Raw genomic sequence first — 24,890 nt, 5'->3', positions numbered from 1 at the left:
TCAAGTCCGCTGGCGTGGTGTGTGACGGCTGCCTCGTGATCTTCTGTTCTGTCAGGCGCTGAGCGCCGGGATCGTGTGGGTGGGGGTCACCTCCTCGGTGCCGGTCGGGGTGTCGGGGACGGGTGTGACGCGGGCGCGGGCCAGGACGTCGAGGCCGAGGTAGCGGCGTCCTTCGGCCCATTCGTCGTGCTGTTCGGCCAGAACGGCGCCGACCAGGCGGATCAGGGAGTCGCGGTCGGGGAAGATCCCGATGACGTCGGTGCGGCGACGGATCTCGCGGTTGAGTCGCTCGCTGGGGTTGTTCGACCAGATCTGGCGCCAGACCTCCTTCGGGAAGCTGGTGAAGGCCAGGACGTCGGCACGCGCGGTGTCGAGGTGCTCGGAGACCTTCGGCAGCTTCTCGCAGAGTGCGTCGAGGACCCGGTCGAACTGTGCGTGGACGCTCGCGGCGTCGGGCTGGTCGTAGACCGAGTGCAGCAGCGCCCGCACCCACGGCCAGGAGGACTTCGGGGTCGCGGCCATCAGGTTCGCCGCGTAGTGGGTCCTGCAGCGTTGCCAGGCCGCGCCGGGCAACGTCGCCCCGATCGCGGCGACAAGGCCCTGGTGGGCGTCGCTGGTGACGAGCTTGACCCCGGACATACCGCGGGCGGTCAGGTCGCGGAAGAACCCCAGCCAGCCGGCGCCGTCCTCGGCGGAGGTGACCTGCAGGCCGAGGATCTCCCGGTGCCCGTCACCGTTGACCCCGGTGGCGAGCAGGGCGTGGAGGTTGACCACCCGCCCGTCCTCGCGCACCTTCACGACCAGGGCGTCAGCGGCGACGAAGGTGTAGGGGCCCTGGTCGAGCGGGCGGGTCCGGAACTGCTCGACCTGGTCGTCGAGGTCGGCGGCCATGATCGAGACCTGGGACTTCGACAGCCGGGTGATGCCCAGGGACTCGACGAGCTTCTCCATGCGCCGGGTCGAGACCCCGAGCAGGTAGCAGGTCGCGACCACCGTCGTGAGCGCTCGCTCGGCGCGGCGGCGGCGTTCCAGTAACCAGTCGGGGAAGTAGGAGCCGTTGCGCAGCTTCGGGATTGCCACGTCGATGGTGCCGGCGCGGGTGTCGAAGTCGCGGTGGCGGTAGCCGTTGCGGGTGTTCGTCCGCTGCTCGGAGCGCTGGCCCCAGGCGGCTCCGCACACCGAGTCGGCATCGGCGGACATGAGGGTGTTGATGAACGTGGTCACCATCTGGCGCAGCAGGTCGGGACTCGCCTGGGACAGCTGCTCGTGCAGGAACTCGGTGGGGTCGATACTGGAGGGCGCGGTCATCGCGTGATCCATCTCCTGTTGGCTGTGAGAGGCGTTCAGAAGATCACGCGGTGGCCGCCCTACACGATGCCTCGCCCGTCACCGAGCCGGTCGCACACCACCTTGGTGGACGCCACTCGTCGAGGATCACGAACGCCTTCCGTTTCGCGACCTCGATGGCTTGTTCCAGGGTGGGGGCCTTCGCGGCGAGCAGCTCGATCCCCTCCTGGATGTAGCGGTAGACCGTGGAGGTGCCGACCCCGAACCCGCAGGCCAACTCGGCGTAGGTGTCGTTCTTGCGCAGGTGCGCGACCACCAGCAGCGCCTGGCGGCCGGCGGCGAGCTTGCGCCACCGGGTTCCACGGGCGGCGCGGTGTCCGCGCAGGAGATCGGCGAGCAGGTTGAGCGCGCGGCTGGACACGGTCATCCCAGACGGGTAGGACAACACCTTGAAGCTCCTGGTGGGACGTGTTGATCTAGTCAATCGCCCGTCTACCAGGAGCTTCACCCATTCGAGGCCACGACACGCCGCAGTCCGCTGACCAGCACGTCCACCGAGGTTGGCAAAGGCTCAATGTGGGCCAGATCCATCGAGTTGGCCTTGCGTGCTGACGAGCAGCGGGTGCCTCCCTCGCAGGGTCAACGCAGGGTGCGGCGCAGTTTGACCCGGTAGCTGTACTGGGACGGCAGGAAGTGGCTCGTGGCGAGCTCGACGGGGATGTGCTCGGTGGTGCGGTAGAGCCGGTCGATCCGCAGGAGTGGATCACCGGGTGTGCAGCCCAGGTGCCCGGCGGTGCCCGCGGTGGCCGCTGCGGCGGTGATGGACTGCTCGGCCTCGGCGATCGGCAGCCGCAGGTGCTTGTCGAGCAGCCCGATCGCGGTGGCGTTGCTGGTTGACGCGGGATCGCACAGCTCGGGCACGCCGTCCAGCCGGACGCCGACCTCCGGCGTCAGGTGCACCGCAGTCACGCAGAGCGGCGCACCGCGGTGCCGGCGCAGGACCTCGAAGGTGAACACGGCGTCGCCGTCGATTTCGAGCCGTGCAGCGACGTCGATGTCGATGCGCCGGTGCAGCGGCTGCAGTATCTCCCGGGTGGTGCCCGCTGCCATGCCCATCAGGTCCTCGATGGACCCGAACTGCTGGAGGTACGCCCCGTCCCGCCGCGCGGCGAACGTGCCCCGGCCCCGGACCCTGGTGACCATGCCTTCGGCGACAAGATCGTGGAACGCGCGGCGCACGGTCTGCCGGCTGACCCCGTACTGCCGCGCGAGCACCGCCTCGGTGGGCAGCGCCGTCCCGTCGGGATAGCGCCCGTCGAAGATCGCTGTGCGCAGGTCGCGGGCCAGCACCCGGTACGCAACGCCGGTGGTTGCCATGACCCGGTGATCGTGCCATCTCCAGTGGCCCGGGATGCCCGCGGTATCGGCCGGGGTTGACGGTTGTGGGCTGCGCGCTGGACCATGTGCGAACTTTGGCCGTACAAATAGGCGCGTCGACCGAGGGAGCGCAGCGTGGCGCAGATCCAGACGGGCGCGACGGCGAGCCGTGCGCCTGACCGCGTCGCGTCGTACCGCACGTCGGAAATCGACGAGGCCCGGGGGGCGGTGGGCCTGGAGTTCTTCACCCACCGGCTCTCCCCCCTGGGCCCGGCGCGCGACTTCACGATGTCGCTGCGCTCGGCGGAGTGCGGGACGCTGACCGTCGGAGTGCTCGAGTACGCGGGAGCCGACGTCAGCCTGGACTTCGGTGAGCTCGCCGACAGCTACCACTTCAGTATCCCGGTGCGCGGATGGGTCGACGCGGCCTGCGGCACCTGCTCCGTCAGGTCGACGCCGGAGCAGGGCGCGATCTATACTCCGACCGGCAGGACTGTGATCCACCGGTGGCGCGCGGGCTGCGCCCAGTACGGGGTGAAGTTCGACCGTCGGGTGCTGGAGGGCGAGCTGGAGGCCATGCTCGGACGGCCGGTGCGCTCGCCGATCTGGTTCCGCCCGGCGCTGTCGATGACCTCGGCGGCCGGTCGGAGCTGGATGCGGCTGGTACGCACGCTCGTCGACGAACTCGACGCCGGGCCAGGTTTGCTCCTCGAGCCCGCCGTCGCCGCGCAGTTCAGCCGGGCGGTCAGCACCGGCCTGCTCATGCTAGCGGAGCACGAACACTCCGACGAGGTGCACCGCCCGCGCCCGCCGGCCCGGCCGCGGACCATCCGGCGTGCGGTGGAGGCGATCCACGCCGCGCCGGGCGATCCGCACACGCTGGCAGGACTCGCCGAGCTCGCGGGCGTGAGCGTGCGGAGCCTGCAGGACGGGTTCGCCGTGCACGTCGGGCTGCCGCCGATGGCGTACCTCCGCGACGTGCGATTGGTCAACGCGCACCGGGACCTCGTCGACGGCCACGGTCCGGTGGCCAACGTCGCCCACCGCTGGGGCTTCCTGCACCTGGGCCGCTTCGCCGCCGACTACCGGCGCAAGTACGGGCAGACCCCCTCACAGACGCTCGCCCTCGGCGCAGTCTGAGAGGGCATTTTGATTCTCGGGTTACCAGTCGCCGGTGCGAGCGAGTCGCCGGGACATGGTCATGATCATCGATAGATGGACCATCGCCTCGTGATGTTCGGGCAGGGTCTCGTAGTCGCGTACGCAGCGGCGACGTTTGCTGATCCAGGCGAAGGTCCGCTCGACGACCCACCGGCGGGGCAGGACCTGGAACCCGGCCAGGTCGTCGGTGCGTTTGACGACTTCGACACCGAAGGCGAGCACGGCGTGGGCCCAGCGCACCAGGCGACCGGCGTAGCCGCCGTCGGCCCAGATGTGGCCGACCGTGGAGAAGCGGGTCCGCAACGCGGTGAGCAGCCGGTGCGCGCCGTCGCGGTCCTGGATACCGGCGACAGTGATCACGACCGCTAGCAGCAGCCCGCCGGTGTCCACGGCGATGTGGCGTTTGCGGCCGTTGACCTTCTTACCGGCGTCGTAACCGCGCGAGCGAGTGGGTACGGTGTCGGCGCCACGAACCGAGGCGGAGTCGATGATCGCCGCAGTCGGCGCCGGATCACGGCCCTCGTAGACGCGGACCAGATCGCGCAGCGCGTCGTGAATCTGGGCCCACGACCCGGCCCGGACCCAGCGCCGGAACAGCCCGTACACGGTCTGGTGCGGCGGGAAGTCGTGCGGCAGTGCCGCCCAGGCAATACCCCCGGTGACCAGGTAGAAGATCGCGTCGAGGACCAGCCGGCGCGGGTGCTTCTCGGGTCGCCCGCCCCGGCCTGCGGTGTTGCCCGCCGGGGGCAACAGGGCTCGATCAACGCCCACTGCGCATCGGTCATCGACGAGGTTGGGTAGAACACGCAGGCCGACGACCGGACTGCCTCGTTCGAGTGGGCAGGGCATGACACACACGAACAGGTCGGCGAGGATGACACGCGGGCTCCTGGTGGACGGCTTGGTGTAGGAACCGCCCGACTACCAGGAGCCCGCTACATGATCGCCGCGGACGCGCCGCCGCTACTCCAAACCGTGATCACCACGGCCACCACTCCGAGTTGCAAAATGCGTTCTGAGATTGCTGCGCGACGCGGACAACGGCCGCGTCGAGCGGATCGACCACCGCCGTGAGCCCTCCTAGCTTCGTTCGTGATGCGGGTCATACGGACTTGCACCGGACCGTGGAGGTCGACCGACATGCCCATCGACAGCCGCGCCCTCCGCACCGCGCTCGGGCACTTCGCGACCGGCGTCACGGTCGTCACCTACGGAGTCGACGGCGATCGCTACGGGGTGACGGTCAACGCCTTCACCGCCGTGTCCCTGGATCCGCCGCTGATCCTGGTCTCACTCGACCGGCGCAGCCGGGCGAGCGAGGCGCTGCCCGGGCGACCGTTCGTGGTGAACGTCCTGGCGGCGACCCAGTGCGACCTGGCGCTCAACTTCGCCGGCAAGCCAGACGGGGAGCTGATCGTCCCCTGGGACGCCGATGCCGACCCGGCCGCCCCGCGGCTGACGGGCTCCTCGGCCTGGTTCGCGTGCACCCCGTGGCAGGCGCACGACGGCGGCGATCACGTCCTCCTCCTGGGTGAGGTCGAGGATCTCGACCTGCCCGGCGAGGAACCCCTGCTGTTCTACGGCGGTCGTTTCCGGGCCGTCGGTGGCTTCCCCGATGCCGTTCTCGAACCCACCTTCGTGCCGGACCCGGGCTGGTTCGGCGAGACCCACCAATTGACGTTCTCCCGCGACTTCGCGGACCGGTCGCGCACGCACCGGCCCTGCACCTGAGGAAGAAAGGCGACCGACATGTCCGCAGAGACGATGACGCCCCACCCGGCGGGTGGGACGACGACGCGCCCCCTCACCGGCAGCGAGTACCTGGAGTCCATTCGCGACGGCCGGGAGGTGTGGATCTACGGCGAGCGGGTGAAGGACGTGACCACGCACCCGGGCTTCCGCAACAGCGCCCGGATGGTGGCCCGGTTCTACGACGCCCTGCACGACCCGGAGAAGAACGAGGGCCTGATCGCGCCCACCGACACCGGCAGCGGCGGGTTCACCCACCCGTTCTTCAAGGCGCCGTACACCGTCGAGGACCTGAAGGCCTCCGCCGACGCCATCGCCGGGATGGCCAGGGAGAACTGGGGGTGGATGGGCCGCAGCCCCGACTACAAGGCGAGCTTCCTGTCCACGCTGGGGTCGAACACCGAGTTCTACGCACCGTTCGAGGACAACGCGCGCAAGTGGTACGCGACCGCGCAGGAGCAGTGCCTCTACTTCAACCACGCGATCGTCAACCCGCCGATCGACCGGAACAAGGCTGCCGACGAGGTCAAGGACGTCTACGTCCACGTCACCAAGGAGACCGACGCCGGCATCTACGTCAGCGGCGCCAAGGTAGTTGCCACCGGATCGGCGTTCACGCACTACAACTTCATCGGCAGCTATCAGCCGGTGCGCACCAAAAACATGAGCGCGATCTTCATCGTGCCGATGAACGCCCCCGGTCTGAAGCTGTACTGCCGCCCGTCCTACGAGTTCACCGCGGCCGCCGTCGGGAGCCCGTTCGACTACCCGCTCACCAGCCGGTTGGACGAGAACGACGCGATCATCATGTTCGACGACGTGTTCGTCCCGTGGGAGAACGTCTTCTGCTACGAAGTGGAGAAGGCGAACAACTTCTTCGCAGGCTCCGGGTTCGTGTTCCGGGCGATGCTGCATGGCTGCGTGCGGCTCGCGGTGAAGTTCGACTTCCTGTGCGGGCTGCTGCTCAAGGGCCTGGAGATGACCGGCGCCGGGGACTTCCGCGGCGTACAGACCCGGGTCGGTGAGCTGCTGAACTACCGCAACCTGTTCTGGGCCTGCGTGGACTCTATGGTGCACAACCCGACACCGTGGTCGGACGGGACGATGCTGCCCAACATCGACTCGGCGGGGGCCTATCGGCAGATGTCGACGATCGCCTACCCGCGGGCGAAGGAGATCTTCGAGCAGGACCTCGGGAGCGCGCTGATCTACCAGAACTCCAACGCCGTGGACTGGCTGAACCCCGAGATGCGGCCCTTCCTGGACAAGTACGTCCGCGGCTCGAACGGGCGCACCGGCGAGGACCGGATCAAGGTCATGAAGCTGATCTGGGACGCGATGGGCACCGAGTTCGGCGGGCGCCACGAGCTCTACGAGCGCAACTACTCGGGCAACCACGAGAACGTCCGGCTCGAGACGCTGTGGGGCCAGACCGCAAGTGGGCAGGTCGACGGCTACAAGGCGATGGTCGACCGCTGCATGTCCGAGTACGACCTCAGCGGCTGGACCGTGCCCGACCTGATCAATCCCGATGACGTGTCGTACTTCCGCGGTCGGGGGGTCTGAGCCCATGTTGTTCCTCGCGCAGATGGAGGTCTCGGTCCCGCACGACGTCGACCCCGCAGACCTGGCGAAGGTCAAGGACGCCGAACGCGAACGGGCACAGGAGATCCAGCGCTCCGGTCGCTGGCCACATCTCTGGCGGGTCGCCGGACGCTACGCGAACGTCAGCGTCTTCGACGTCGAGTCGGTCGACGAGGTGCACGAGCTGATCTCGTCGCTGCCGATGTTCGCGTTCATGGACATCACCATCACCCCGCTGGCCACGCACCCGTCGTCGCTGGCCTGATCCGGACCCGAAGGACGAACCATGACCACCACCAGCCAGGAACGCGTCGCGACGGTCGTCGCGGCGCTCATGGATGCCATCCGCGCGACGATCGTGGATCAGCGCGTCACCTACGACGAGTATAACGCGGCCAAGCAGTACGCCATCGACCTCGGCGAGGCCGGTGAGTGGCCGCTGTTCGCCGACGTTTTCTTCGAGGCCACCGTGGAGCAGGTGGAGGCGGCGACCAGCGACGCCAGTGACGGCGCGATCGAGGGCCCGTACTTCATCCCCGGAGCCACGCAGCTCGAAAAGCCGTACGTGATGCCGATGCGGGAAGACGAGCCGGGCGAGACCCTGCTGTTCTCCGGCACGGTCGCCTCCGCTGACGGCACCCCGCTGGCCGGCGCACAGATCGACATGTGGCACAGCGACCACTACGGGACCTACTCCGACATCCCGTACCCGGACGACCGCGAGCTCCCCCCGTCGGGCAACCTGCGCGGGCGGTTCACAGTCGACGAGAACGGCCACTTCGAGGTCCGCACGATCATTCCGGTGCCCTACGAGATCCCGAAGACGGGCCCGACCGGGGCAATGCTCGCGGCTGCGGGCTGGCACGCCTACCGGCCGGCGCACCTGCACGCCATCGTCACCGCACCGGGCCACAAGTCCTTGACCTGCCAGCTCTACCTGTCCGAGGACCCCTACCTCGACTCCGATGTCGCCGGCGCGGTCAAGCCCGGGCTGGTGCTGACGCTGGAGAAGCACAGCGACCCCGGTGACCTGGCGGCCCGGAACCTCGACGGCCCGTATTTCTCGGCATCGCACGCGTTCCGGCTCGCGAAGTCCTGAAAGGATCGTCCGTGAAGATCGCTTCGATTGAAGCCGTCCCGTTCAGCATCCCACTCCGCAACCCCACCGGGTTCGCACACGCCAGCATCTCCGCCGCCGACCACGTCCTGGTGCGGGTGCGCACCGATGACGGCCTGGTCGGGCAGGCGGAGGCGCCGGCCCGCCCGTTCACCTACGGGGAGTCGCAGCAGTCGATCGTCACTGCGATCGACGAATGGTTCTCCCCGGCGATGGTCGGGCTCGACCCGCTGGCCCGGGAAGTCGCGCGGGACCGGATGAGCTGGCTGGTGCACAACCACACAGCCCGCGGTGCCGTGGACATGGCCGTATGGGACGTGATCGGGCAAGCACTCGGGCAGCCGGTGCACCGGCTCCTCGGAGGTTACGCCGACGCGATGTCGGTGGTGCACATCCTGTTTGCCAGCTCGCCGGAGGGGATGGTCGACGAGGCGAACGAGATGCGGGAGCGCTACGGGTTCGGCACGTTCAAGATCAAGACCGGGAAGGACCCGAAGGTCGACGCCGCCGCCGTCCGAACCCTGCGGGCGGCGCTCGGCGACGACGTCGAGCTCTACATCGACTCCAACAAGGGCTGGAGCGCCGATCAGGCGATCGCGCTGCTACCGGTGATGGAGGAGGCAGGTATCTCGATGCTCGAGGAACCAACCCCGGCACTGGAGCCGCTCGGGCGGCGCCGGCTGGCCGCGCGCACCTCGATCCCGATCCTCGGCGACGAGAGCGTGACGCGGATGGGCGACATCGCCACCCAGATCCTCGACGACCACTCCCAGATGATCAGCATCAAGACCGCGCGGACCGGATTCTCGGAGTCGGAGCGCATCGTGGGGATGTGCGAGGGGCTCGGCGTGGGCCTGGCTATGGGCAGCCAGATGGACGGCATGGTCGGCACGCTGGGCACGTTGGCCTTCGGCGCGGCGTTCAAGAGCACGTCCGAGCGCGCCGGGGAGCTGGACTACTTCCTGCAGCTCACCGATGACATCCTCGCCGAACCGCTGGTCATCGCCGACGGCAAGATGGCCGTACTCGACCGGCCCGGCGTCGGGATCGAGATCGACGAGGACAAGCTCGCGCACTACCGGGTGGACAAATGAGCACCGCGCGACTGCACCACGACCTGCACGGACCTGAGGACGCGCCGGCCCTCGTGTTCGGCCCCTCGCTGGGCACCGACCTCGGGCTGTTCGACGCGCAGGTGGCGGCACTGTCCGGCGAGTACCGGGTGATCCGGTTCGACCTGCGCGGCCACGGCGGCTCGGAGGTACCGCCCGGCCCGTACACGATCGGCGCCCTGGCTGAGGACGTCATCGCCCTGCTCGACTCGCTCGCGGTGCACCGCTTCAGCTACTGCGGGGTCTCGATCGGCGGGGCGATCGGGCAGTGGCTGGGGATCCACCACGGCGACAGGATGGACGGCCTGATCATCTGCGCGTCCGCGGCCCGCTTTGCCGACCCCGAGGGGTGGCCGGTGCGCGCGGCGAAGGTGCGTGCGGAGGGCACCGAGTTCCTCGTGCCGTCGCGGACCGGCGCGTGGTTCACAGCCGAGTTCGCCGAACGGGAGCCGGCCGAGGCGCAGCGGCTGCTTGCGATGCTGCGTAGCACTCCGGCCGAGGGCTACGCCGGGTGCTGCGAGGCGATCGGCGCCTACGACGTGCGGGACCGCCTGCGCGACATCGCGGTGCCCACGCTCGTGATCGCAGGGGAGGAGGACCCGGCCACCCCGCCGGACATGTGCCGCGAGATCGCCGACGGCATCCCGGGGGCGCGGTTTCGGATCGTGCCAGGGGCGTCGCATCTGCTCAACGCGGAGAAGCCGGAGATTGCAAACCCCGCGATCGCCGAACACCTCGCCGCGGCCCGGTCCGGCACCCGGTCGGGCTGAACGATGCTCCGCACGATCCCGGCCTTGCTCGCACGGGCCGCCGATGCGTACGGCGACCGACCGTGGCTGATCACCGATGACGGGACGCGCTCGTTCGTCGCGGCCGCCGAGATGGTCGGCGCGGTCGGCCGTCGGCTGCGGAACCTGGGTGTCGGCCGCGGCGACATCGTGGCGCTCACGCCCCGTAACGAGCCGGATCACCTGCTCGCGATCCTGGGGGTCACCGCGATCGGCGGGATCGCCGTGCCGCTCAACCCCCGCAGCGCCGAGACCGAACTGCACGGCCTGCTCGGGCAGCTCGCCGCGGGTGGACGGCTGCGGGCGGTCGTCACCGACGCCGGCCTGCGCGACTCCGTGTCGCGTGCACTCGGCGAGCAGGGGCCACCACCGTGGCTGGTTCACGTGGACGAGCTGGTCGCGGGCCCGTACCCCCCGGAGGCGCCCGCGGTGCCAGTGGGCGAAGACGACGTCGCCCTCATGATCCCGACGTCGGGCACGACAGGCCGGTCCAAGCTCGTGATGCAGACCCACCGCGCGCACGTGATGTCCGGAGAGGGCTTCCCGGCGTGGATGGAGCTCGGCGACGACGAGCGGCTCATGACGGCGCTGCCGCTGTTTCACACCAACGCGCTCGCCTACTCCACGATGGGCTCGCTGGCCTGCGGCGCCGGGCTGATCCTGCTCCCACGGTTCTCCGCCTCCGGGTTCCTCGACGCGGCCCGTCGGCACGGTGCGACCTCGTTCAACGCCGTCGGCGCCATGCTGGAAATGCTCGACGAGCAGCCCGAGAACGCGGGAGACGCGGAAACCCCGCTGCGCACCGCCTACACCGCGCCCTCGCCGCCGGCGGAGCGGCATCGCGCGTTCGAGCGGCGTTTCGGGCTCCGGCTGGTGTGCGGCTACGGCATGTCCGAGAGCGTGTACGGGCTGATCTGGCTGCCCGGGACGCGGCCGTTCGGGACGCTCGGCGGGCTGCGCCAGCACCCGGACCTCGGGGTCGTCAACCAGGCTCGCGTGGTCGACGACGATGGCGACGACGTGCCGCCGGGGACGCCCGGGGAGCTGCTGCTGCGCAACCCCACCGTGACGCCGGGCTACTACGACATGCCGGCGGAGACCGCCGCCGCGCTCCGCGACGGCTGGCTGCACACCGGGGACCTCGTCACCGCGGGTACCGACGGCACCTACACCTTCGTCGCCCGCAAGAAGGACGTGATCCGCCGCCGCGGCGAGAACCTCGCCCCGGCCGAGGTGGAGGACGCGGTGCGCGCGCACCCGGACGTCGCCGAGTGCGTCGTCGTCGGAGTGCCCGCGGGGCTGGCCGAGGAAGAGGTCAAGGCCTACGTCGTGCTCGGCCCCGGCGCGACGGCCAGCGCCGAAGCCTTGCGCGACACCGTCGCCACCCGCCTCGCCTCGTTCAAGGTGCCGCGGTTCTGGCACTTCCTCGAGGAATTGCCTCGGACCCCGACGGGACGGGTGGTGATCCGTGAACTCCCCGGCCCGGGCGGTCCCGGTGAACTGGACCTCGCCCCACTCCGCCGATCAGGAGCCAGCACATGACCTCGTACCGCACCAGCATCGGCACATCCGACCGGGATCGCATCCGGTTGCTCGGGCACGACCTCACCGAGGACCTGATGGGGTCCGTGGCCTTCAGCGACCTTGCGTTCTGGCTGGTCACCCTGCGCCGCCCGACCCCCGGTGAGGGACGGCTGTTCAACGCGGTGCTGGTGGCACTGGCCGACCACGGCTTCACTCCGACGGTGCTGGCGGCCCGGCTGACCCTGCACAGCGCACCGGAGTCCGTGCAGGGGGCGATGGCCGCGGGCCTGCTCGGCGGCGGGTCGCGGTTCCTCGGTGTCACCGAGGACGTGGCTGCGTTCCTCGGCGGCGGCCTCGCCGCCGCCGGGCCCGGCGCCGACCTCGACGCCGTCGCCCGCACCTTGGTCGGTGACCGGGCAGCAGCCGGCCTGCCCGTCCCCGGGCTCGGGCACCCGGTGCACAAGGAGAACGACCCGCGTACCCCGGTGCTGCACCGGATCGCGGAGGAGGAAGGGGTGAGCGGGTCGCACCTGGCGCTGCTCGCCGCGATCGAGCGGCTGCATCCCCAGATCCTGGGCAAGCAGCTGCCGACCAACGGGGCCGGTGTCTGCGGTGCCGCGCTCGCGGATCTCGGCATCCCGGCGAACCTGGTCCGCGGCGTCGCCCTCGTCGCCCGGTCGGCCGGTCTGCTGGGTCACATCGCGGAGGAGATGCGCGATCCCCTCGGCCGCCGTCTCTACGACGCGGTGGACCGCGACGCCGAGTACATCGAGCCCACCGCACGACTTCAGGAGGACGCATGACGACCACGGCATCCACGCCCACCGGGACGAGCGTGCGGGTCCCGTTCACCGGTGAGGAGTACCTCGAGAGCCTGCGGGACGGGCGCGAGGTCTACATCTACGGCCGGCGCGTCGACGACGTCACGACGCACCCGGCGTTCCGCAACACGGCCCAGTCGATCGCCCAGATGTACGACGCGCTGCACGCCGACGCCGCACCCGGCGGACCGGGGGTGATCACCGGGCCCACCGATACTGGCAACGGCGGCTTCACCCACAAGTTCTTCACTGTGCCGCACTCCGCGGACGACCTGGTCGCAGGCCGCGACGCGATCGCGGCCTGGCAGCGCCTGTCCTACGGGTGGATGGGACGGAGCCCGGACTACAAGGCCTCGTTCCTCGGCTGCCTCGGCGGCAATACCGAGTTCTTCGACCCCTACCAGGAGAATGCCCGGCGCTGGTACCGCGACAGCCAGGAGCGGGTGCTGTTCCTCAACCACGCCCTGGCCAACCCGCCGGTGGACCGCCACCTCGGGCCGGACGCGCTGCGGGACGTGTTCGTGCACGTCGAGGAGGAGAACGACAACGGCCTCGTGGTGTCCGGCGCGAAGTGCGTGGCCACCGGGTCGGCGCTGACGCACTACAACTTCATCGGCCACTACGGGATGCCGTTGAACAAGAAGGAGTTCGCGGTCATCTTCATGCTCCCGATGGATGCTCCCGGGGTGAAGCTGGTGTCCCGGGCTTCCTACGAGTACCAGGCCACGGTGGCCGGCAGCCCCTTCGACTACCCGCTCTCCAGTCGTTTCGACGAGAACGACGGGATCATGATCCTCGACCGGGTACAGATCCCATGGGAGAACGTCTTCGCCTACGGGGACGCCGACAAGGTCAACGGCTTCACACCGCGCTCTGGCTGGCTCCCGCGGTTGACCTTCCACGGGCTGACCCGGTTGTGCGTCAAGCTCGACTTCATCGCGGGCTGCGTGCTCAAGGCCGTCGAGATCGCCGGCACGAACCAGTACCGCGGCGTGCAGGCCCACGTCGGCGAGATCCTCGCCTGGCGCAACGTCTTCTGGGGCCTGACCGAGGCGATGGCGCGGAACCCGATCCCGTGGGTCGGTGACGCAGTGCTGCCCAACAATGACCAGGGCGCCGCGTACCGGGTGCTCGCGCCGGTGGCCTACCCGCGGATCAAGGACATCATCGAGAACCACGTGGCCAGCGGGCTCATCTACGTGAACTCGCACGCCGAGGACTGGAAGAGCGACCAGGTCCGCCCCCTTCTCGACCGCTTCCTGCGCGGGTCGAACGGGGTGGAGGCGCTCGACCGCGTGAAGCTGATGAAGCTGCTGTGGGACGCAATGGGCACCGAGTTCGGTGGACGGCACGAGCTCTACGAGCGCAACTACGCCGGCAACCAGGATGACACCCGCATCCACCTTTTGCGCGGCGCGGAGGCACAGGGCACCACCGACGAGCTCATGAGCTTCGTCGACACGTGCCTGGGGGAGTACGACCTCGACGGATGGACCGGCGACCACCTGTTCAATCCCGGGCCGTTGAGCACGATCACCCCACATTGACACGATCGGCGCGGGGACCGGACATCCCGCGGAGCCCTACCGGAGGAGCGCTGTGGCGTTGCTGCCGACGGGCTCCGCGGGCTCGGTGTCCCTGACCAACTGGCCGCGGAGCGCGATGTCGGCGAGCTGATCGGCGATGTCGTCGGAGTTCAGGAGGCCGTCTGGTTTCAGCCACACCCAGGAGTAGTTGAAGATGCGGCCGCGACCGCGAACTACGCCTCGATGGGCGCGCACAGCCTGGACTACGAGTTCCCCTACGGCGCGCACATCCCCGCGTTCTACGCCCTGCTCGCGCAGCGCTACCACTGGTCATGCAGTCCGATGTGGACGGGGAACCATGCTCGACGGGCACGATCGCGGGCCCGCCGTCCTACGTCGCCGACCTGCTGCACCGCTACCACGAGGCAGGCTTCCACCACCTCACGCTCACCTACGGCGGCAGCCCGCGGAAGCGGATCGCGGTGATCGAGGAGATCTTCGCGGGGACTGTAAGAACATCGGTGTAACTCCGATCAAGGAGTGTGGACCCGATGACAGACCTGGCAGACGAGCCGGTGGTTGACCTCGACGCGGTAACCGACGGCCCGGCCGAGGGTGCAGGCCCAGCCGGGCTGGACCCTGTCGATGAGCAGCTGATCGCCCAGCTCGCCGGCCGGGCACGGGCGAACGGGCTGGAGCTGACCGGGGAGAATGGTCTGCTCGCGCAGCTGACCAAGCGGGTCCTGGAATCCGCTCTGGAAGGTGAGATCACCGATCACCTCGGCTACGAGTCCCACGACCCGGCCGGCCGTGACGGCGGGAACTCTCGCAACGGTCACCGGTCGAAGACCGTGCTGACCGAGGCCGGGCCGGTCGAGCTCGATGTGCCCCGGGACCGGGACGGCTCGTTCACCCCGAAGATCGTCGCCAAGCGGCAGCGCCGCATGTCCGGGGTCGACGAGCTCGTGCTGTCGCTGTCGGCGAAGGGCCTGACCACCGGGGAGGTCCAGGCTCACCTGGCCGAGGTCTACGGCGCCCAGGTGTCCCGGCAGACGATCTCGACGATCACCGACAAGGTCATCGAGGCGATGGTCGAGTGGCAGAACCGGCCACTCGACCCGGCCCGGTCTACCCGGTGATCTTCATCGACGCGATCCACGTCAAGATCCGCGACGGGAAGGTCGCGAACCGGCCCATCCATGTCGCGCTCGCGGTGACCTGTGAGGGCCGCCGGGAGATCCTCGGGCTCTGGGCCGGGGACCCCAGCAGCGGCGGCGAGGGCGCGAAGTACTGGCTGCACGTACTCACCGAGATCCGTAACCGCGGCGTCGGTGACGTGCTCATGGTTGTCTGTGACGGCCTGGCGGGGCTGCCGGATGCGATCGGCGCGGTCTGGCCCGCCACTATCACCCAGACCTGCGTGGTGCACCTGCTGCGCAACAGCTTCCGCTACGCCGGCCGCCAGCACTACGACGCGATCGCCAAGGCCCTGCGACCGGTCTACACCGCACCCACCGAGGCTGCGGCGACCGAGCGGTTCCTGGAGTTCTGCGAGGCCTGGGGTGAGCGGTATCCGGCGATCGTGCGGCTCTGGGAGAACGCCTGGGCCGAGTTCGTGCCGTTCCTGGGGTTCGACGTCGAGATCCGCAAGATCATCTGCACGACGAACGCGATCGAGAGCGTGAACGCCCGGATCCGGCGGGCGGTCAAGGCCCGCGGGCACTTCCCGAACGAGGCCGCCGCGCTCAAGTGCGTCTACATGGCGATCATGAGTCTCGACCCCACCGGCACCGGGCAGCACCGGTGGTCGATCCGCTGGAAGCCCGCCCTGAACGCCTTCGACATCGCCTTCGACGGACGCCTGTCCGCCGGACGCACGTAACCCGACCAACCTCAGTTACACCGGAAACTTGACAGTCCCCTCCCCGGCGGCGCATCGATGCCCTGGCGCTCGATGTGCGCGTCGATGGTGTCCTTGATGGACTCGCTGACCTGGTCGGCGTGGTCGAGCGCGTCCGCCAGGCCATGGCGGAAACGCAGGGTGCCGCCTGCGTGGTCGGCGAGCGGACCGTAGAGCCGCATCCCCTCGGTGGCGAACCGGCGCAGGTCGATGTCGCGGCCGCCGTCGCGGCCGGTGACGTAGTGGTTCGCCTGGGCGCGGACAGCCTCGCGGCGCGGGTGCTCGGTGACCGGCATCCGGTAGTAACCCATCTCGTCGGGCCAGTCGGTGACGTCCCGGCCCCGATGGAAGCGCGCCACCCGCGGCGCGCTGCCGGCCGCCAGGTGCTCAGGGAGAGCCGGTCGCGGTTGACAGCCGCGGGTACCGAGCGTAACTTTTGCTCAGTCGAACTGACAAAAGAAGCACAAAACGTCAGAACGTCTGACAACACGCCGAAGTAGGGGAGAAGCTCGGATGGCCAAGATCTTGTTCGTGATGACCGGTGCGACGTACTGGACGCTCAACGACGGAACCAGGCACCCGACCGGCTACTGGGCCGAGGAGTTCGTGGCTCCCTACTCGGCGTTCAGGGATGCCGGACACGAGATCGTTGTCGCCACTCCGGGTGCGATCGCGCCGACCGTCGACGCGGTCAGTCTGACTCCGGACATGGCCGGTGGTGAGGACGCCGCGAAGGAGCAGGCCGCGGTGATCGACGGAGCTGAGGAGCTCCGGAGGACGATCGACCTGGGGGAGGTGCAGCTCTCAGACTACGCCGCCGTGTACTACCCTGGTGGACACGGCCCGCTGGAGGACCTGGCCTTCGACAGGGACTCAGGAAAGCTGCTGATCGACGCGCTGGGATCCGGCAAGCCGCTCGGTATCGTCTGCCACGCACCGGCGGCCCTGCGCGCGACCGTCGCCGACGACGGGACGACACCGTTCGCGGGCTACCGCGTGTCCGCGTTCTCCAACGAGGAGGAGCGGCAGGTCGGTTTGGCGGAGAAGGCGCCGTGGCTGGTCCAGGACGAGGTTGTGAGCCTCGGTGCGAAGTACGACGAAGGCGAGCCGTGGGCTCCGCACATCGTCGTCGACCGTAACCTGTACACGGGCCAGAACCCTGCTTCGTCCGCCCCGTTGGCAGAGGAGCTCCTCAAGGCGCTGCCCTGATGACGGTGCTCCGCTGAGGTGTCGACCCACCGATGCACCGACAGGAGAGGGCTGGACCGGGCTGACATGACGAGCGCACCCCGCCTCGACCACGTCCTGGACGCCACCTACGCGTGTCTCACGCGGCATGGTGTGCGGCGCACGACGATGGATGACATCGCCCGAGAAGCGGGGATGTCGCGGTCAGCGGTCTACCAATATGTCCGCAACAAGGACGACGCCGTGCGGCGGCTCGCCGCGCGCCTGCACCTGCAGGCGACGGAGCGAGCCTCCGCCGCGGCGGAGTCCGACGCACCATGGCAGGAGCGAGTGCGGTCAGTGCTGCAGGTCAAGCTCGACCTGGTGCTCGAGCTGGCAGGCGACTCTCCGCACACCGCCGAACTGCTGGATGCGAAAGCACGGCTCTACGGCGACATCTGCATCAATTTCACCGGCCGCGTCGGTGAGCTCCTGACGAGTCTGTTCGCTGAGGCGAGTCCTTCCGGAACGGCGCCCGAGGACGCCGCCGCGATCTGCACTGCGCTGGTGACCGGCCTGGAGTCGACCCCGGACAGCGTCCGACTGCTGCCGACCGCTGTCGATCTACTCACGGCTGGACTGACCACCTCCGATGAGCCGGCCTGAGGCTCGCGTCGCCGCTCGTCGGCACGACCGGTGGGGGTGGCGCAGACGGTCGGCGCACTGACCGTCGGTCAGTGGTGTCCACCAAAGTGGTGTGCGACCCGGTCCTGTTGAGGGCTGTGGTGTCGACGTGTAGGGCGGCCACCGCGTGATCTTCTGGAGACCTTCCACACCGAGCAACGAGTTGTACGCCGAGCGGCGATCCTGCCCGGCCAGCTCCGTCCACGCTGCACCAGCCGGAGTCATGGTGAACGTGGATTCGCTGTGCGCGTAGGCCGAGGCCGGCCCTGAGGGCAGGATGTGGCGCTCCACCCAGCCGAGTCGCATCAGTTCCTTGAGCACGTCGACCGTGTTGTGCACGTACTTGGTGGGGTCCGCGCGCACCGCCGACCATCGCTGCTCGTCGAACGATCCGTCGGTGTCGCTATCGCGGGCGAGTTCCGCGCCGCGGGCGACCAAGGACCGCCGCAGCTGCTCGAACGTCGCGCCGGCGGCGACCCCGCCGGCCGCGACATCGATGTAGGACAGATCCTGAAGCCGGGGGATCCCGGCGCCACCGACACTCATGCCGCCTCCTCGAGGGGGCCGCCGACCGCCGGCCGCCGATAGGGATGCCGGCGCGCCGGAGCGGGCGGCCGCTGCCGCGGCCGAGCAACCCGCCACGCCTGGCACTGGCTCCGCTGGTACACGGTCAAGATCGCGCCGTCGCGCACCAGAAGACAGACACCGGGCAGCGACGCCGGGTACAGGAACAGCAGGCCCGCCGCGGGCTTGACAGGCGTCCACCACCGCGGGGTGGCGCGGACGCGGGCGGTCGACGCGGCGGACTGCAGCTGGCGAAACGCCTCCGCGGTGCTGACCGCGGCAACGCGCTGCTGGAAACTGAACCGCCCCGGCGTGTCGGGAGACTTGATCTTCTGAGGAGATGGAGTCATGACACGTCGTTCCCAGCCGCCGTATCCGCCGGAGTTGCGTGAGCGGGCGGTGCGCATGGTCGCCGAGGTCGAGTCGGACTACGACTCGCCGTGGGCGGCGATGAACGCCGTCGCCACCAAGCTCGGGGTCGGCACCGGGGAGACGGTGCGCAAGTGGGTCCGTCAAGCCGAGATCGACGGTGGTGTCCGGCCGGGCACCACCACTGAGGAGTCCGAGGAGGTCAAGCGGCTGCGCCGGGAGGTCGCGGAGCTCAAGCGGGCCAACGAGATCCTCAAGGCTGCTTCGGCTTTCTTCGCGGCCGAGATCGACCGGCCACACAAGCGTTGGTGAGGTTCATCGACCAGCACGCCGCCCGCTCCACGGTGGGACGGCGGTGGGGTGTCGCGTCGATCTGCGCCCAGCTCGCCGAGCTGGGCGTGGCGATCGCCCCGTCGACCTACTACGCCGCCCGCGCCGCGGCGTTGAGGGCCCCGAGCAGACAGCAGGTGCGTGACGAGGAACTGACCGCTCAGATCAGCAGGGTGTATGCCGAGAACTATGGCGTCTACGGCGCTCGGAAGGTCTGGATCCAGCTGGGCCGCGAGGGCATCGACGTCGCCCGATGCACGGTCGAGCGGCTGATGCGCGCGGCGGGGCTGGCCGGGGTCCGCCGCGGACGCCGGGTCCGCACCACGATCGACGGTGGTGGGCCGCGGGCCGGTGACCTGGTCGAGCGCCGGTTCGACCGGCCGGCCCCGGACCAGCTCTGGGTTACTGACTTCACCTACGTGCCGACGTGGTCGGGGATGGTCTACGTCGCCTTCGTCATCGATGCCTGTTCGCGGCGGATCCTGGGCTGGCGCGCGGCCACGTCGATGCGTACCGAGCTGGTGCTCGATGCCCTCGAACACGCGGTATGGACTCGCGCCCGACAGGGCCATAAGGACCTGTCCGGGCTGGTCGCACACTCGGATGCGGGGTCGCAATATCGGTCCATCGCCTACACCGAACGACTCGCCGCGGCCGGCGCGGCGCCCTCGGTCGGGTCGGTGGGCGACGCGTATGACAACGCGTTGGCGGAGTCGACGATCGGGCTGTTCAAGACCGAGCTGATCAAGCCGAGAGGTCCGTGGCGCACGGTCGAGCAGGTCGAGATCGCCACCCTCGAGTACGTCGACTGGTTCAACCACCGACGGCTGCACTCCGCTGCCGCGGACCTGCCCCCGGCCGAGCTGGAGGCCGCGCACTACCGTCAACACATCGGCCAGCCCGAGTCAGAGCACTCAACCCGATAGCTCTCCGGACACGCCGGGGCGGTTCACTCGACGGCGTGACGGGTAGGGAACATCTCGATCTCCTCGAGTAGGGGCTGTCGCTGACCCCAGAAGAGTCCCAAGCCCGCCCGTCCACTTCTAGACGTATATCCATCTGATCGCTCTCATGGGGCATGAGAGCACGGGTCCTGACCCCGTTCCGTGGACACGTTGATCCCCGCACGGTCGGGGAAAGCGAGATGATGTCTGACCATGGCCCGCAAGAACTACTCCGACGAGTTCCGTCGGCAGGCCGTCGAGTTGTACGAGTCCACGCCCGGGGCGACGGTGAAGGGCATCGCCGCTGACCTGGGGATTGAGCGCACGACGCTGCGCTTGTGGCTCGACCGGCACGGCAGCGGCACCCGCACCACCGCGGACGGCACCACGACCCGAGACCCGCGATCGGGCCGTGACCGGACACCGAACCGCGCGGCGGCCCCGGGCCGCGATGAGACACCCGAGCAGCGCCTGGCCCGTCTCGAGGCCGAGAACAAGGCGTTGCGGGCGGAGAAGACCAAGCTCGAGACCGAGCGGGAGATCCTCCGCCAGGCGGCCAAGTATTTCGCCGGGGAGACGCGCTGGTGACCCGCTTCCAGTTCGTCGCCGACCACCGTGAGACCACCTCCAGGCCCCGTGCGGGCTGGACGGTGAAGCGGCTGTGCGCCCTGCTCGATGTGCGGCGCTCCTCGTTCTACGCCTGGCTCGCGGCTGCGCCCGCGCGGGCGCAACGCGAAGCGGCCGACATCGCCCTGGCCGAGCGGATCCGTGTCGTGCACGAGGGCGACCGCACCTGCGGACGGCCACGGATCACCGCTGAGCTCAACGACGGGGTCGCACCCGAGCAGCGGGTGAACCACAAGCGCGTCGCCCGCGTCATGCGCGAGTACGGCATCACCGGCTACCGCCGACGCCGCCGGGTGCGCACCACCATCCCCGAGCCCGCCCAGAGCCCGGTGCCCGACCTGCTCGGACGTGACTTCACCGCCGCCGCCCCGAACACCGTCTACGTCGGTGACATCACCTACCTGCCGCTGGCCGACGGGCGCAATCTCTACCTGGCCACCGTGATCGACTGCTACTCCCGGCGGCTGGCCGGGTGGGCCTTGGCCGACCACATGCGCACCGAGCTCGTCGCCGACGCTCTGCGCGCAGCGTCCGCGGACCGCGCAAGCCTTGCCGGGGCGATCTTCCACTCCGACCACGGCTCGACCTACACCAGCCGCGCCTACGCCGAGCTCTGTGACCGGCTCGGCGTCCGCCAGTCCATGGGCGCGGTCGGGTCCAGCGCCGACAACGCCCTGGCCGAGTCGTTCAACGCCACCCTGAAAAGGGAAGTGTTGCAGGACAACCCGTTCTGGCCCGACGAAATGACCTGCCGCCGAGAACTGTTCCGATGGATGACCCGCTACAACACCCGACGGCGACACTCCTACTGCCGCTACCAGACCCCGAACAACTACGAGGCGAGCTACGCAACTACCGTCCCAGCAGCCGCGTAATCCACCCCGTGTCCACTATCCGGGGTCAAGGCCCGCGGACCGGGTCGGGATGTTCACCTCACCGGTGCTCCTACCCGGCTGGCTGCTCGGGACCCTCACGGTCGCCGGTGTCGTCGCCGCCGTGGAGCGAGCACTCACCTGGCGGCACCACCGCGTCGTCGACGCCGAGACCCTCTGGACCTCGCTCTAACCCGGCCCCTCCATCCACAACCCCATCGGCCTCGGACCGGAGCCGCACCGACGTCCGACTCGTCGACGTTCACCGTCGACCTGATGTTCGTGCGTGCTTCTGCTCGATCCATGCCGGCCATGGTCCGGATGTCACTCGGGAGGGGTCCCGACCGGTCGAGGTGCAGGCGCGTCGACCCGGCCGAGCTCCGACGGCCCGGGGCACGGAAGCCGGTGGCGGACACCGCCCGGGCGCGTGTCCCGTCGCGGTGTTTAGCCGTGCCTACGACGGGTCACCCCGGCGGGTGGACCTGACGAGGCCAGAGCTGATCGGAACGCCGGACGAGTCGGAGCGCAGCGCCGACGGCGCGTCCCCCACCCGGCACGCCGCCACGGTCGACGACGCCGACGTCGTCGACCAGTTCCGGCGTCTCGCACCGGCACTCCTGGACTGCGCGACGGTCGCCGAGGTGCTGGACCGGGTGCTCGACGCCGTGACACGCGTCGTGCCCGTGGCGGCGATGGCGAGCGTGACGATGCGCGACGACGAAGGCCACTACTACACACCGGCGTCCACCGGCGGGCCGGCCGAGGAGATCGACGTCGTGCAGTACCGCAGTGGTCGCGGTCCCTGCGTCGACGCCGCCCGGGAGGACGGCCCCGCGTCCGCGGTGTCGGACGACCTGCGGCGCGAGGAGCGGTGGCCCGAGCTGGCCGGGACCGCAGTGGGTCACGGGTTCCTCTCGGTGGCCGCGGTCGAGCTGCTCCCCGACGCCCGGCCGCCCCGGCTGCCGGGGGCGCTCAACGTGTACGCCTCCGAGCCGCAGGCCTTCGGCCGCGCCGACCTCGACCACCTGACCATCCTGGCCGGCTACGCCTCGCTCGCGCTGGCGACCACCGACGCGATCTCGGCTGCGGAGCTCAAGCAGGCACATCTGCAGACGGCGATCGAGACCCGTGATGTCATCGGCCAGGCCAAGGGCATCCTGATGGCCCGCCGCGGGCTGGACGCCGACCAGGCCTTCGACCTGCTGCGCCGGACCTCGCAGGACATCAACGTGAAGCTGGCCCGCCTGGCCCGCACCGTCGCCGAGCGTCCCCAGGACATCGACTCCCTCTAGCGGCCCCGGGCGGGCGTTTGGGCACCCGTGCAGCGGGCAGACGCGTCGCATCCCGAGCATCGACCCCGGGGCGGTGCGAGGGCCAGGCCGGGGCGGTTGAGTTCCGACAGCCGCCCCGGCTGAAAAGCGAGTACTCCTGCGCCGGCATCCCGGGGCGGTCCGATCCGGGCCCGGTCGGCTGATCCGGTGAGACCGTTGCCGAGCCGAGATGACTCCTGGTCACACCCACCGCGCATGGTCCGGCGACGCTCTGCGCAGCCCTCGACAGGTGGACATCGAGGGCTATATCGGACATCTTTGCGCCACTGTGCCGTCGCCGTCCGCTCTGCCTCCGACGACCCGAGGCGAACACCACCATCGGGCGGACCGGTCGACGACCGGAGGAGGAGCGCGACGTGCAGGAGCTCGCGCGCAGGTTCGGCCTGCGCACCCACCCGTAGATCTTCTTCTGGTCTGCAGGTCTGATCATCGCCTTCCTCGTGGTGCTGCTGCTCGCGCCGGGCCCCATCGGCGCGGCGTTCGACGCGGGTCGTGGGTGGATCACGACGAACTTCGGCTGGTACTTCGTCATGGGGGTGACGACCTGGCTCGTGTTCCTGATCTGGGTGGCCCTGAGTCGCTACGGCACCCTGCGCCTGGGCGGTGACGACGCACGTCCCGCCTACTCGAACGTGTCCTGGTTCACGATGCTGTTCGCCGGAGGGATCGGGACCATCCTGATGTTCTGGGGGGTCGCGGAGCCGATCTCGCACTTCACGACGCCCCCGGTCGACGGTGTCGAGCCCTACAGCGCCCAGGCCGCGCAGGATGCGATGTCCTTCGCGCTGTACCACCTGAGCCTGCACACCTGGGCCATCTTCACGCTGCCGGGGCTGGCCTTCGGCTACTTCATCTACCGCTACGACCTGCCGATGCGAGTCTCGTCGGTGTTCTATCCGTTCCTCAAGGAGCGGATCCACGGCCCGATCGGGCGGGCGATCGACATCTTCGCGGTGCTCGGCACGGTGTTCGGCGTCGCGGTGTCGCTGGGCCTCGGCACCTCGCAGATCAGTGCCGGGCTGAGTGCGCTGCTGGGGGTGCCGGACTCCGTCGGTGTGCGGGTGGCGGTCATCACCGTCCTCACCCTCGTGGCGACGGGGTCGATCGCGGTCGGGCTGGACAAGGGCATCCGTCGGCTGTCGAACCTCAACATCGGACTCGCGGTGGGTCTGATGTTGTTCGTACTCATGGCCGGTGAGACCGTCTTCCTCCTCCGACAGATGATCGAGACGACCGGGCTCTACCTGTCGAGCCTGCCGAGGCTGTCCTTCTGGAACGACTCCCTGGCCCCCTACACCGACGAGGACGGCTGGGGCTGGCAGGCCGGGTGGACCGTCTTCTACTGGGCGTGGACAGTGACCTGGGCCCCGTTCATGGGGGTCTTCCTCGCCCGCATCTCGAAGGGGCGCACCATCCGCCAGTTCGTCGGCGGGGTGCTCGTGGCCCCGGCGACCTTCACGGTCGTCTGGTTCGTGATCTTCGGCTGGTCGGCGATGGCGATCGACGGCATCGGCGGGACCGGGGGGCCGATCTCGGCCGCCGTCGCCGACAGCGTGCCGCTCGCGATGTTCGCCTTCTTCGAGAACTTCCCGGCGGCGACACTCGTCTCCGGTATCGCGGTCGTCGTGGTCGCGTTGTTCTTCGCGACGTCCGCGGACTCGGCCGCCCTCGTCGTCGACATGCTCTGCACCGGTGACGACCGGCCCAGCCCGATCCGGCAGCGGGTGTTCTGGGGGCTCACCATCGGTGCACTGGCCGCCTCGCTCATCGTCCTGGGCGGTGATGCCGCGCTGGATGCGCTGGAGCAGGTGATCACCGTGGTGGGGCTGCCGATCTTCACCATGGTCTTCGCGATGGTCTTCGCCCTCGTCGCCGGGCTCCGTTCCGAGGTCCCGCCCCGGATGGTGACGGTGCGGGGGCATCTCTCCGAGCAGCCGGTGGACGGGACCGGGACGGATGGCACGGCCGCCACGCGTGACGTCGCCGGACGGCCTGCGTCATCGACCGACTGACGTGCGACATCCGGCCGGCCCCGGACTCCGTGTCCGGTCGGACG

Annotated in this window: 24 protein-coding genes and 2 pseudogenes; 19 read left to right on the top strand and 7 right to left on the bottom strand. The window is 69.5% G+C overall.

The window, feature by feature from the left end:
- Positions 1-51: 51 nt before the first annotated feature.
- The 3 genes and pseudogenes from MTO91_RS19075 to MTO91_RS19065 form a co-directional block, all read right to left on the bottom strand.
- A complete protein-coding gene (locus MTO91_RS19075; RefSeq protein WP_476652146.1) occupies positions 52-1,308 on the bottom strand; it encodes an IS256 family transposase in 1,257 nt (418 codons plus the stop codon).
- A gap of 118 nt (positions 1,309-1,426) precedes the next feature.
- Positions 1,427-1,735: pseudogene (locus MTO91_RS19070) on the bottom strand (helix-turn-helix domain-containing protein); the annotation flags it as partial.
- Positions 1,736-1,926: 191 nt separating this feature from the next.
- Entirely contained in the window at positions 1,927-2,664 is a 738-nt protein-coding gene (locus MTO91_RS19065) for a GntR family transcriptional regulator (RefSeq protein WP_379674575.1), read from the bottom strand.
- A gap of 135 nt (positions 2,665-2,799) precedes the next feature.
- Between MTO91_RS19065 and MTO91_RS19060 the strand changes: the two genes are divergently transcribed.
- Positions 2,800-3,804 carry an AraC family transcriptional regulator gene (locus MTO91_RS19060; protein WP_357440970.1) on the top strand — a complete coding sequence of 335 codons (1,005 nt, stop codon included), beginning with the start codon at positions 2,800-2,802 and terminating at the stop codon, positions 3,802-3,804.
- 21 nt (positions 3,805-3,825) lie between these two features.
- Here MTO91_RS19060 and MTO91_RS19055 read toward each other — a convergent pair.
- A protein-coding gene (locus MTO91_RS19055) for an IS5 family transposase (protein WP_379674576.1) occupies positions 3,826-4,610 on the bottom strand; the annotation gives its coding sequence in 2 pieces (ribosomal slippage) (positions 3,826-4,529 and positions 4,529-4,610; 786 coding nt in all).
- A 355-nt stretch (positions 4,611-4,965) separates the two neighbouring features.
- On the opposite strand from MTO91_RS19055, the gene MTO91_RS19050 reads away from it, so the two are divergent.
- The 11 genes and pseudogenes from MTO91_RS19050 (at position 4,966) to MTO91_RS19000 (ending at position 15,928) form a co-directional block, all read left to right on the top strand.
- The gene (locus MTO91_RS19050; RefSeq protein ID WP_357440967.1) at positions 4,966-5,556 is read left to right on the top strand and encodes a flavin reductase family protein; all 591 of its coding nucleotides are present in this window, start codon (positions 4,966-4,968) and stop codon (positions 5,554-5,556) included.
- Positions 5,557-5,574: 18 nt separating this feature from the next.
- Positions 5,575-7,140, top strand: a complete 1,566-nt coding sequence (locus MTO91_RS19045; protein WP_357440964.1) for a 4-hydroxyphenylacetate 3-hydroxylase N-terminal domain-containing protein — start codon at positions 5,575-5,577, stop codon at positions 7,138-7,140.
- 4 nt (positions 7,141-7,144) lie between these two features.
- Complete coding sequence (gene catC / locus MTO91_RS19040) at positions 7,145-7,423, top strand: muconolactone Delta-isomerase (RefSeq protein ID WP_357440963.1); 279 nt, start codon at positions 7,145-7,147, stop codon at positions 7,421-7,423.
- Between the two features lie 21 nt (positions 7,424-7,444).
- On the top strand, positions 7,445-8,257 hold the full coding sequence (locus MTO91_RS19035; RefSeq protein WP_379674577.1) for a dioxygenase family protein: 813 nt from the start codon (positions 7,445-7,447) through the stop codon (positions 8,255-8,257).
- Positions 8,258-8,268: 11 nt separating this feature from the next.
- Positions 8,269-9,369, top strand: a complete 1,101-nt coding sequence (locus tag MTO91_RS19030) for a mandelate racemase/muconate lactonizing enzyme family protein (protein ID WP_357440957.1) — start codon at positions 8,269-8,271, stop codon at positions 9,367-9,369.
- Positions 9,366-10,157 (top strand): 3-oxoadipate enol-lactonase, encoded by a 792-nt coding sequence (gene pcaD / locus MTO91_RS19025; protein ID WP_405415987.1) that lies wholly within the window; start codon positions 9,366-9,368, stop codon positions 10,155-10,157. The genes MTO91_RS19030 and pcaD overlap by 4 nt, the downstream gene beginning before the upstream one ends.
- Positions 10,158-10,181: 24 nt before the next feature.
- Positions 10,182-11,717: an AMP-binding protein gene (locus MTO91_RS19020; RefSeq protein ID WP_476652143.1), complete on the top strand. Its 1,536-nt coding sequence runs from the start codon at positions 10,182-10,184 to the stop codon at positions 11,715-11,717.
- Positions 11,714-12,502 carry a citryl-CoA lyase gene (locus MTO91_RS19015; protein WP_357440948.1) on the top strand — a complete coding sequence of 263 codons (789 nt, stop codon included), beginning with the start codon at positions 11,714-11,716 and terminating at the stop codon, positions 12,500-12,502. The genes MTO91_RS19020 and MTO91_RS19015 overlap by 4 nt, the downstream gene beginning before the upstream one ends.
- Complete coding sequence (locus MTO91_RS19010) at positions 12,499-14,067, top strand: 4-hydroxyphenylacetate 3-hydroxylase N-terminal domain-containing protein (protein ID WP_357440946.1); 1,569 nt, start codon at positions 12,499-12,501, stop codon at positions 14,065-14,067. Before MTO91_RS19015 ends, MTO91_RS19010 begins: the two co-directional genes overlap by 4 nt.
- A gap of 323 nt (positions 14,068-14,390) precedes the next feature.
- Positions 14,391-14,573, top strand: coding sequence for a hypothetical protein (locus tag MTO91_RS19005; protein WP_476652142.1), 183 nt, complete (start codon positions 14,391-14,393; stop codon positions 14,571-14,573).
- A gap of 24 nt (positions 14,574-14,597) precedes the next feature.
- Positions 14,598-15,928, top strand: a pseudogene (locus tag MTO91_RS19000) (IS256 family transposase).
- An 11-nt stretch (positions 15,929-15,939) separates the two neighbouring features.
- On the opposite strand, the gene MTO91_RS18995 reads toward MTO91_RS19000, so the two are convergent.
- Positions 15,940-16,305, bottom strand: coding sequence for a hypothetical protein (locus tag MTO91_RS18995; protein ID WP_405415999.1), 366 nt, complete (start codon positions 16,303-16,305; stop codon positions 15,940-15,942).
- Between the two features lie 154 nt (positions 16,306-16,459).
- Here MTO91_RS18995 and MTO91_RS18990 point away from each other — a divergent pair, with 154 nt between their 5' ends.
- Both MTO91_RS18990 and MTO91_RS18985 read left to right on the top strand, forming a co-directional pair.
- Positions 16,460-17,155, top strand: coding sequence for a type 1 glutamine amidotransferase domain-containing protein (locus MTO91_RS18990; protein WP_010243516.1), 696 nt, complete (start codon positions 16,460-16,462; stop codon positions 17,153-17,155).
- Between the two features lie 66 nt (positions 17,156-17,221).
- Entirely contained in the window at positions 17,222-17,779 is a 558-nt protein-coding gene (locus tag MTO91_RS18985; RefSeq protein WP_405416001.1) for a TetR/AcrR family transcriptional regulator, read from the top strand.
- Here MTO91_RS18985 and MTO91_RS18980 read toward each other — a convergent pair.
- Positions 17,738-18,343 (bottom strand): hypothetical protein, encoded by a 606-nt coding sequence (locus MTO91_RS18980; RefSeq protein WP_405416004.1) that lies wholly within the window; start codon positions 18,341-18,343, stop codon positions 17,738-17,740. The genes MTO91_RS18985 and MTO91_RS18980 overlap by 42 nt on opposite strands.
- A complete protein-coding gene (locus MTO91_RS18975) occupies positions 18,340-18,711 on the bottom strand; it encodes a hypothetical protein (RefSeq protein ID WP_476652140.1) in 372 nt (123 codons plus the stop codon). The genes MTO91_RS18980 and MTO91_RS18975 overlap by 4 nt, the downstream gene beginning before the upstream one ends.
- Between MTO91_RS18975 and MTO91_RS18970 the strand changes: the two genes are divergently transcribed.
- From MTO91_RS18970 to MTO91_RS18950, 5 genes are all read left to right on the top strand, one after another.
- Positions 18,710-19,986, top strand: a protein-coding gene (locus tag MTO91_RS18970) for an IS3 family transposase (protein WP_232021061.1) whose coding sequence is annotated in 2 segments (ribosomal slippage) — positions 18,710-18,998 and positions 18,998-19,986 — 1,278 coding nt in all. Because the reading frame shifts where the segments join, the coding sequence is not laid out codon by codon here. The two genes, MTO91_RS18975 and MTO91_RS18970, sit on opposite strands and share 2 nt — an antisense overlap.
- 231 nt (positions 19,987-20,217) lie before the next feature.
- A protein-coding gene (locus MTO91_RS18965) for an IS3 family transposase (protein ID WP_281010833.1) occupies positions 20,218-21,506 on the top strand; the annotation gives its coding sequence in 2 pieces (ribosomal slippage) (positions 20,218-20,572 and positions 20,572-21,506; 1,290 coding nt in all).
- A 49-nt stretch (positions 21,507-21,555) separates the two neighbouring features.
- Positions 21,556-21,696 carry a hypothetical protein gene (locus tag MTO91_RS18960; protein WP_405416009.1) on the top strand — a complete coding sequence of 47 codons (141 nt, stop codon included), beginning with the start codon at positions 21,556-21,558 and terminating at the stop codon, positions 21,694-21,696.
- 283 nt (positions 21,697-21,979) lie between these two features.
- Positions 21,980-22,795 (top strand): GAF and ANTAR domain-containing protein, encoded by an 816-nt coding sequence (locus MTO91_RS18955; RefSeq protein ID WP_476652138.1) that lies wholly within the window; start codon positions 21,980-21,982, stop codon positions 22,793-22,795.
- Positions 22,796-23,235: 440 nt separating this feature from the next.
- Entirely contained in the window at positions 23,236-24,846 is a 1,611-nt protein-coding gene (locus MTO91_RS18950) for a BCCT family transporter (protein ID WP_476654922.1), read from the top strand.
- Positions 24,847-24,890: the final 44 nt, after the last annotated feature.

It is taken from the genome of Pseudonocardia sp. 2-7, assembly GCF_056341085.1.
This window is presented reverse-complemented; position numbering and strand designations above follow the sequence as displayed.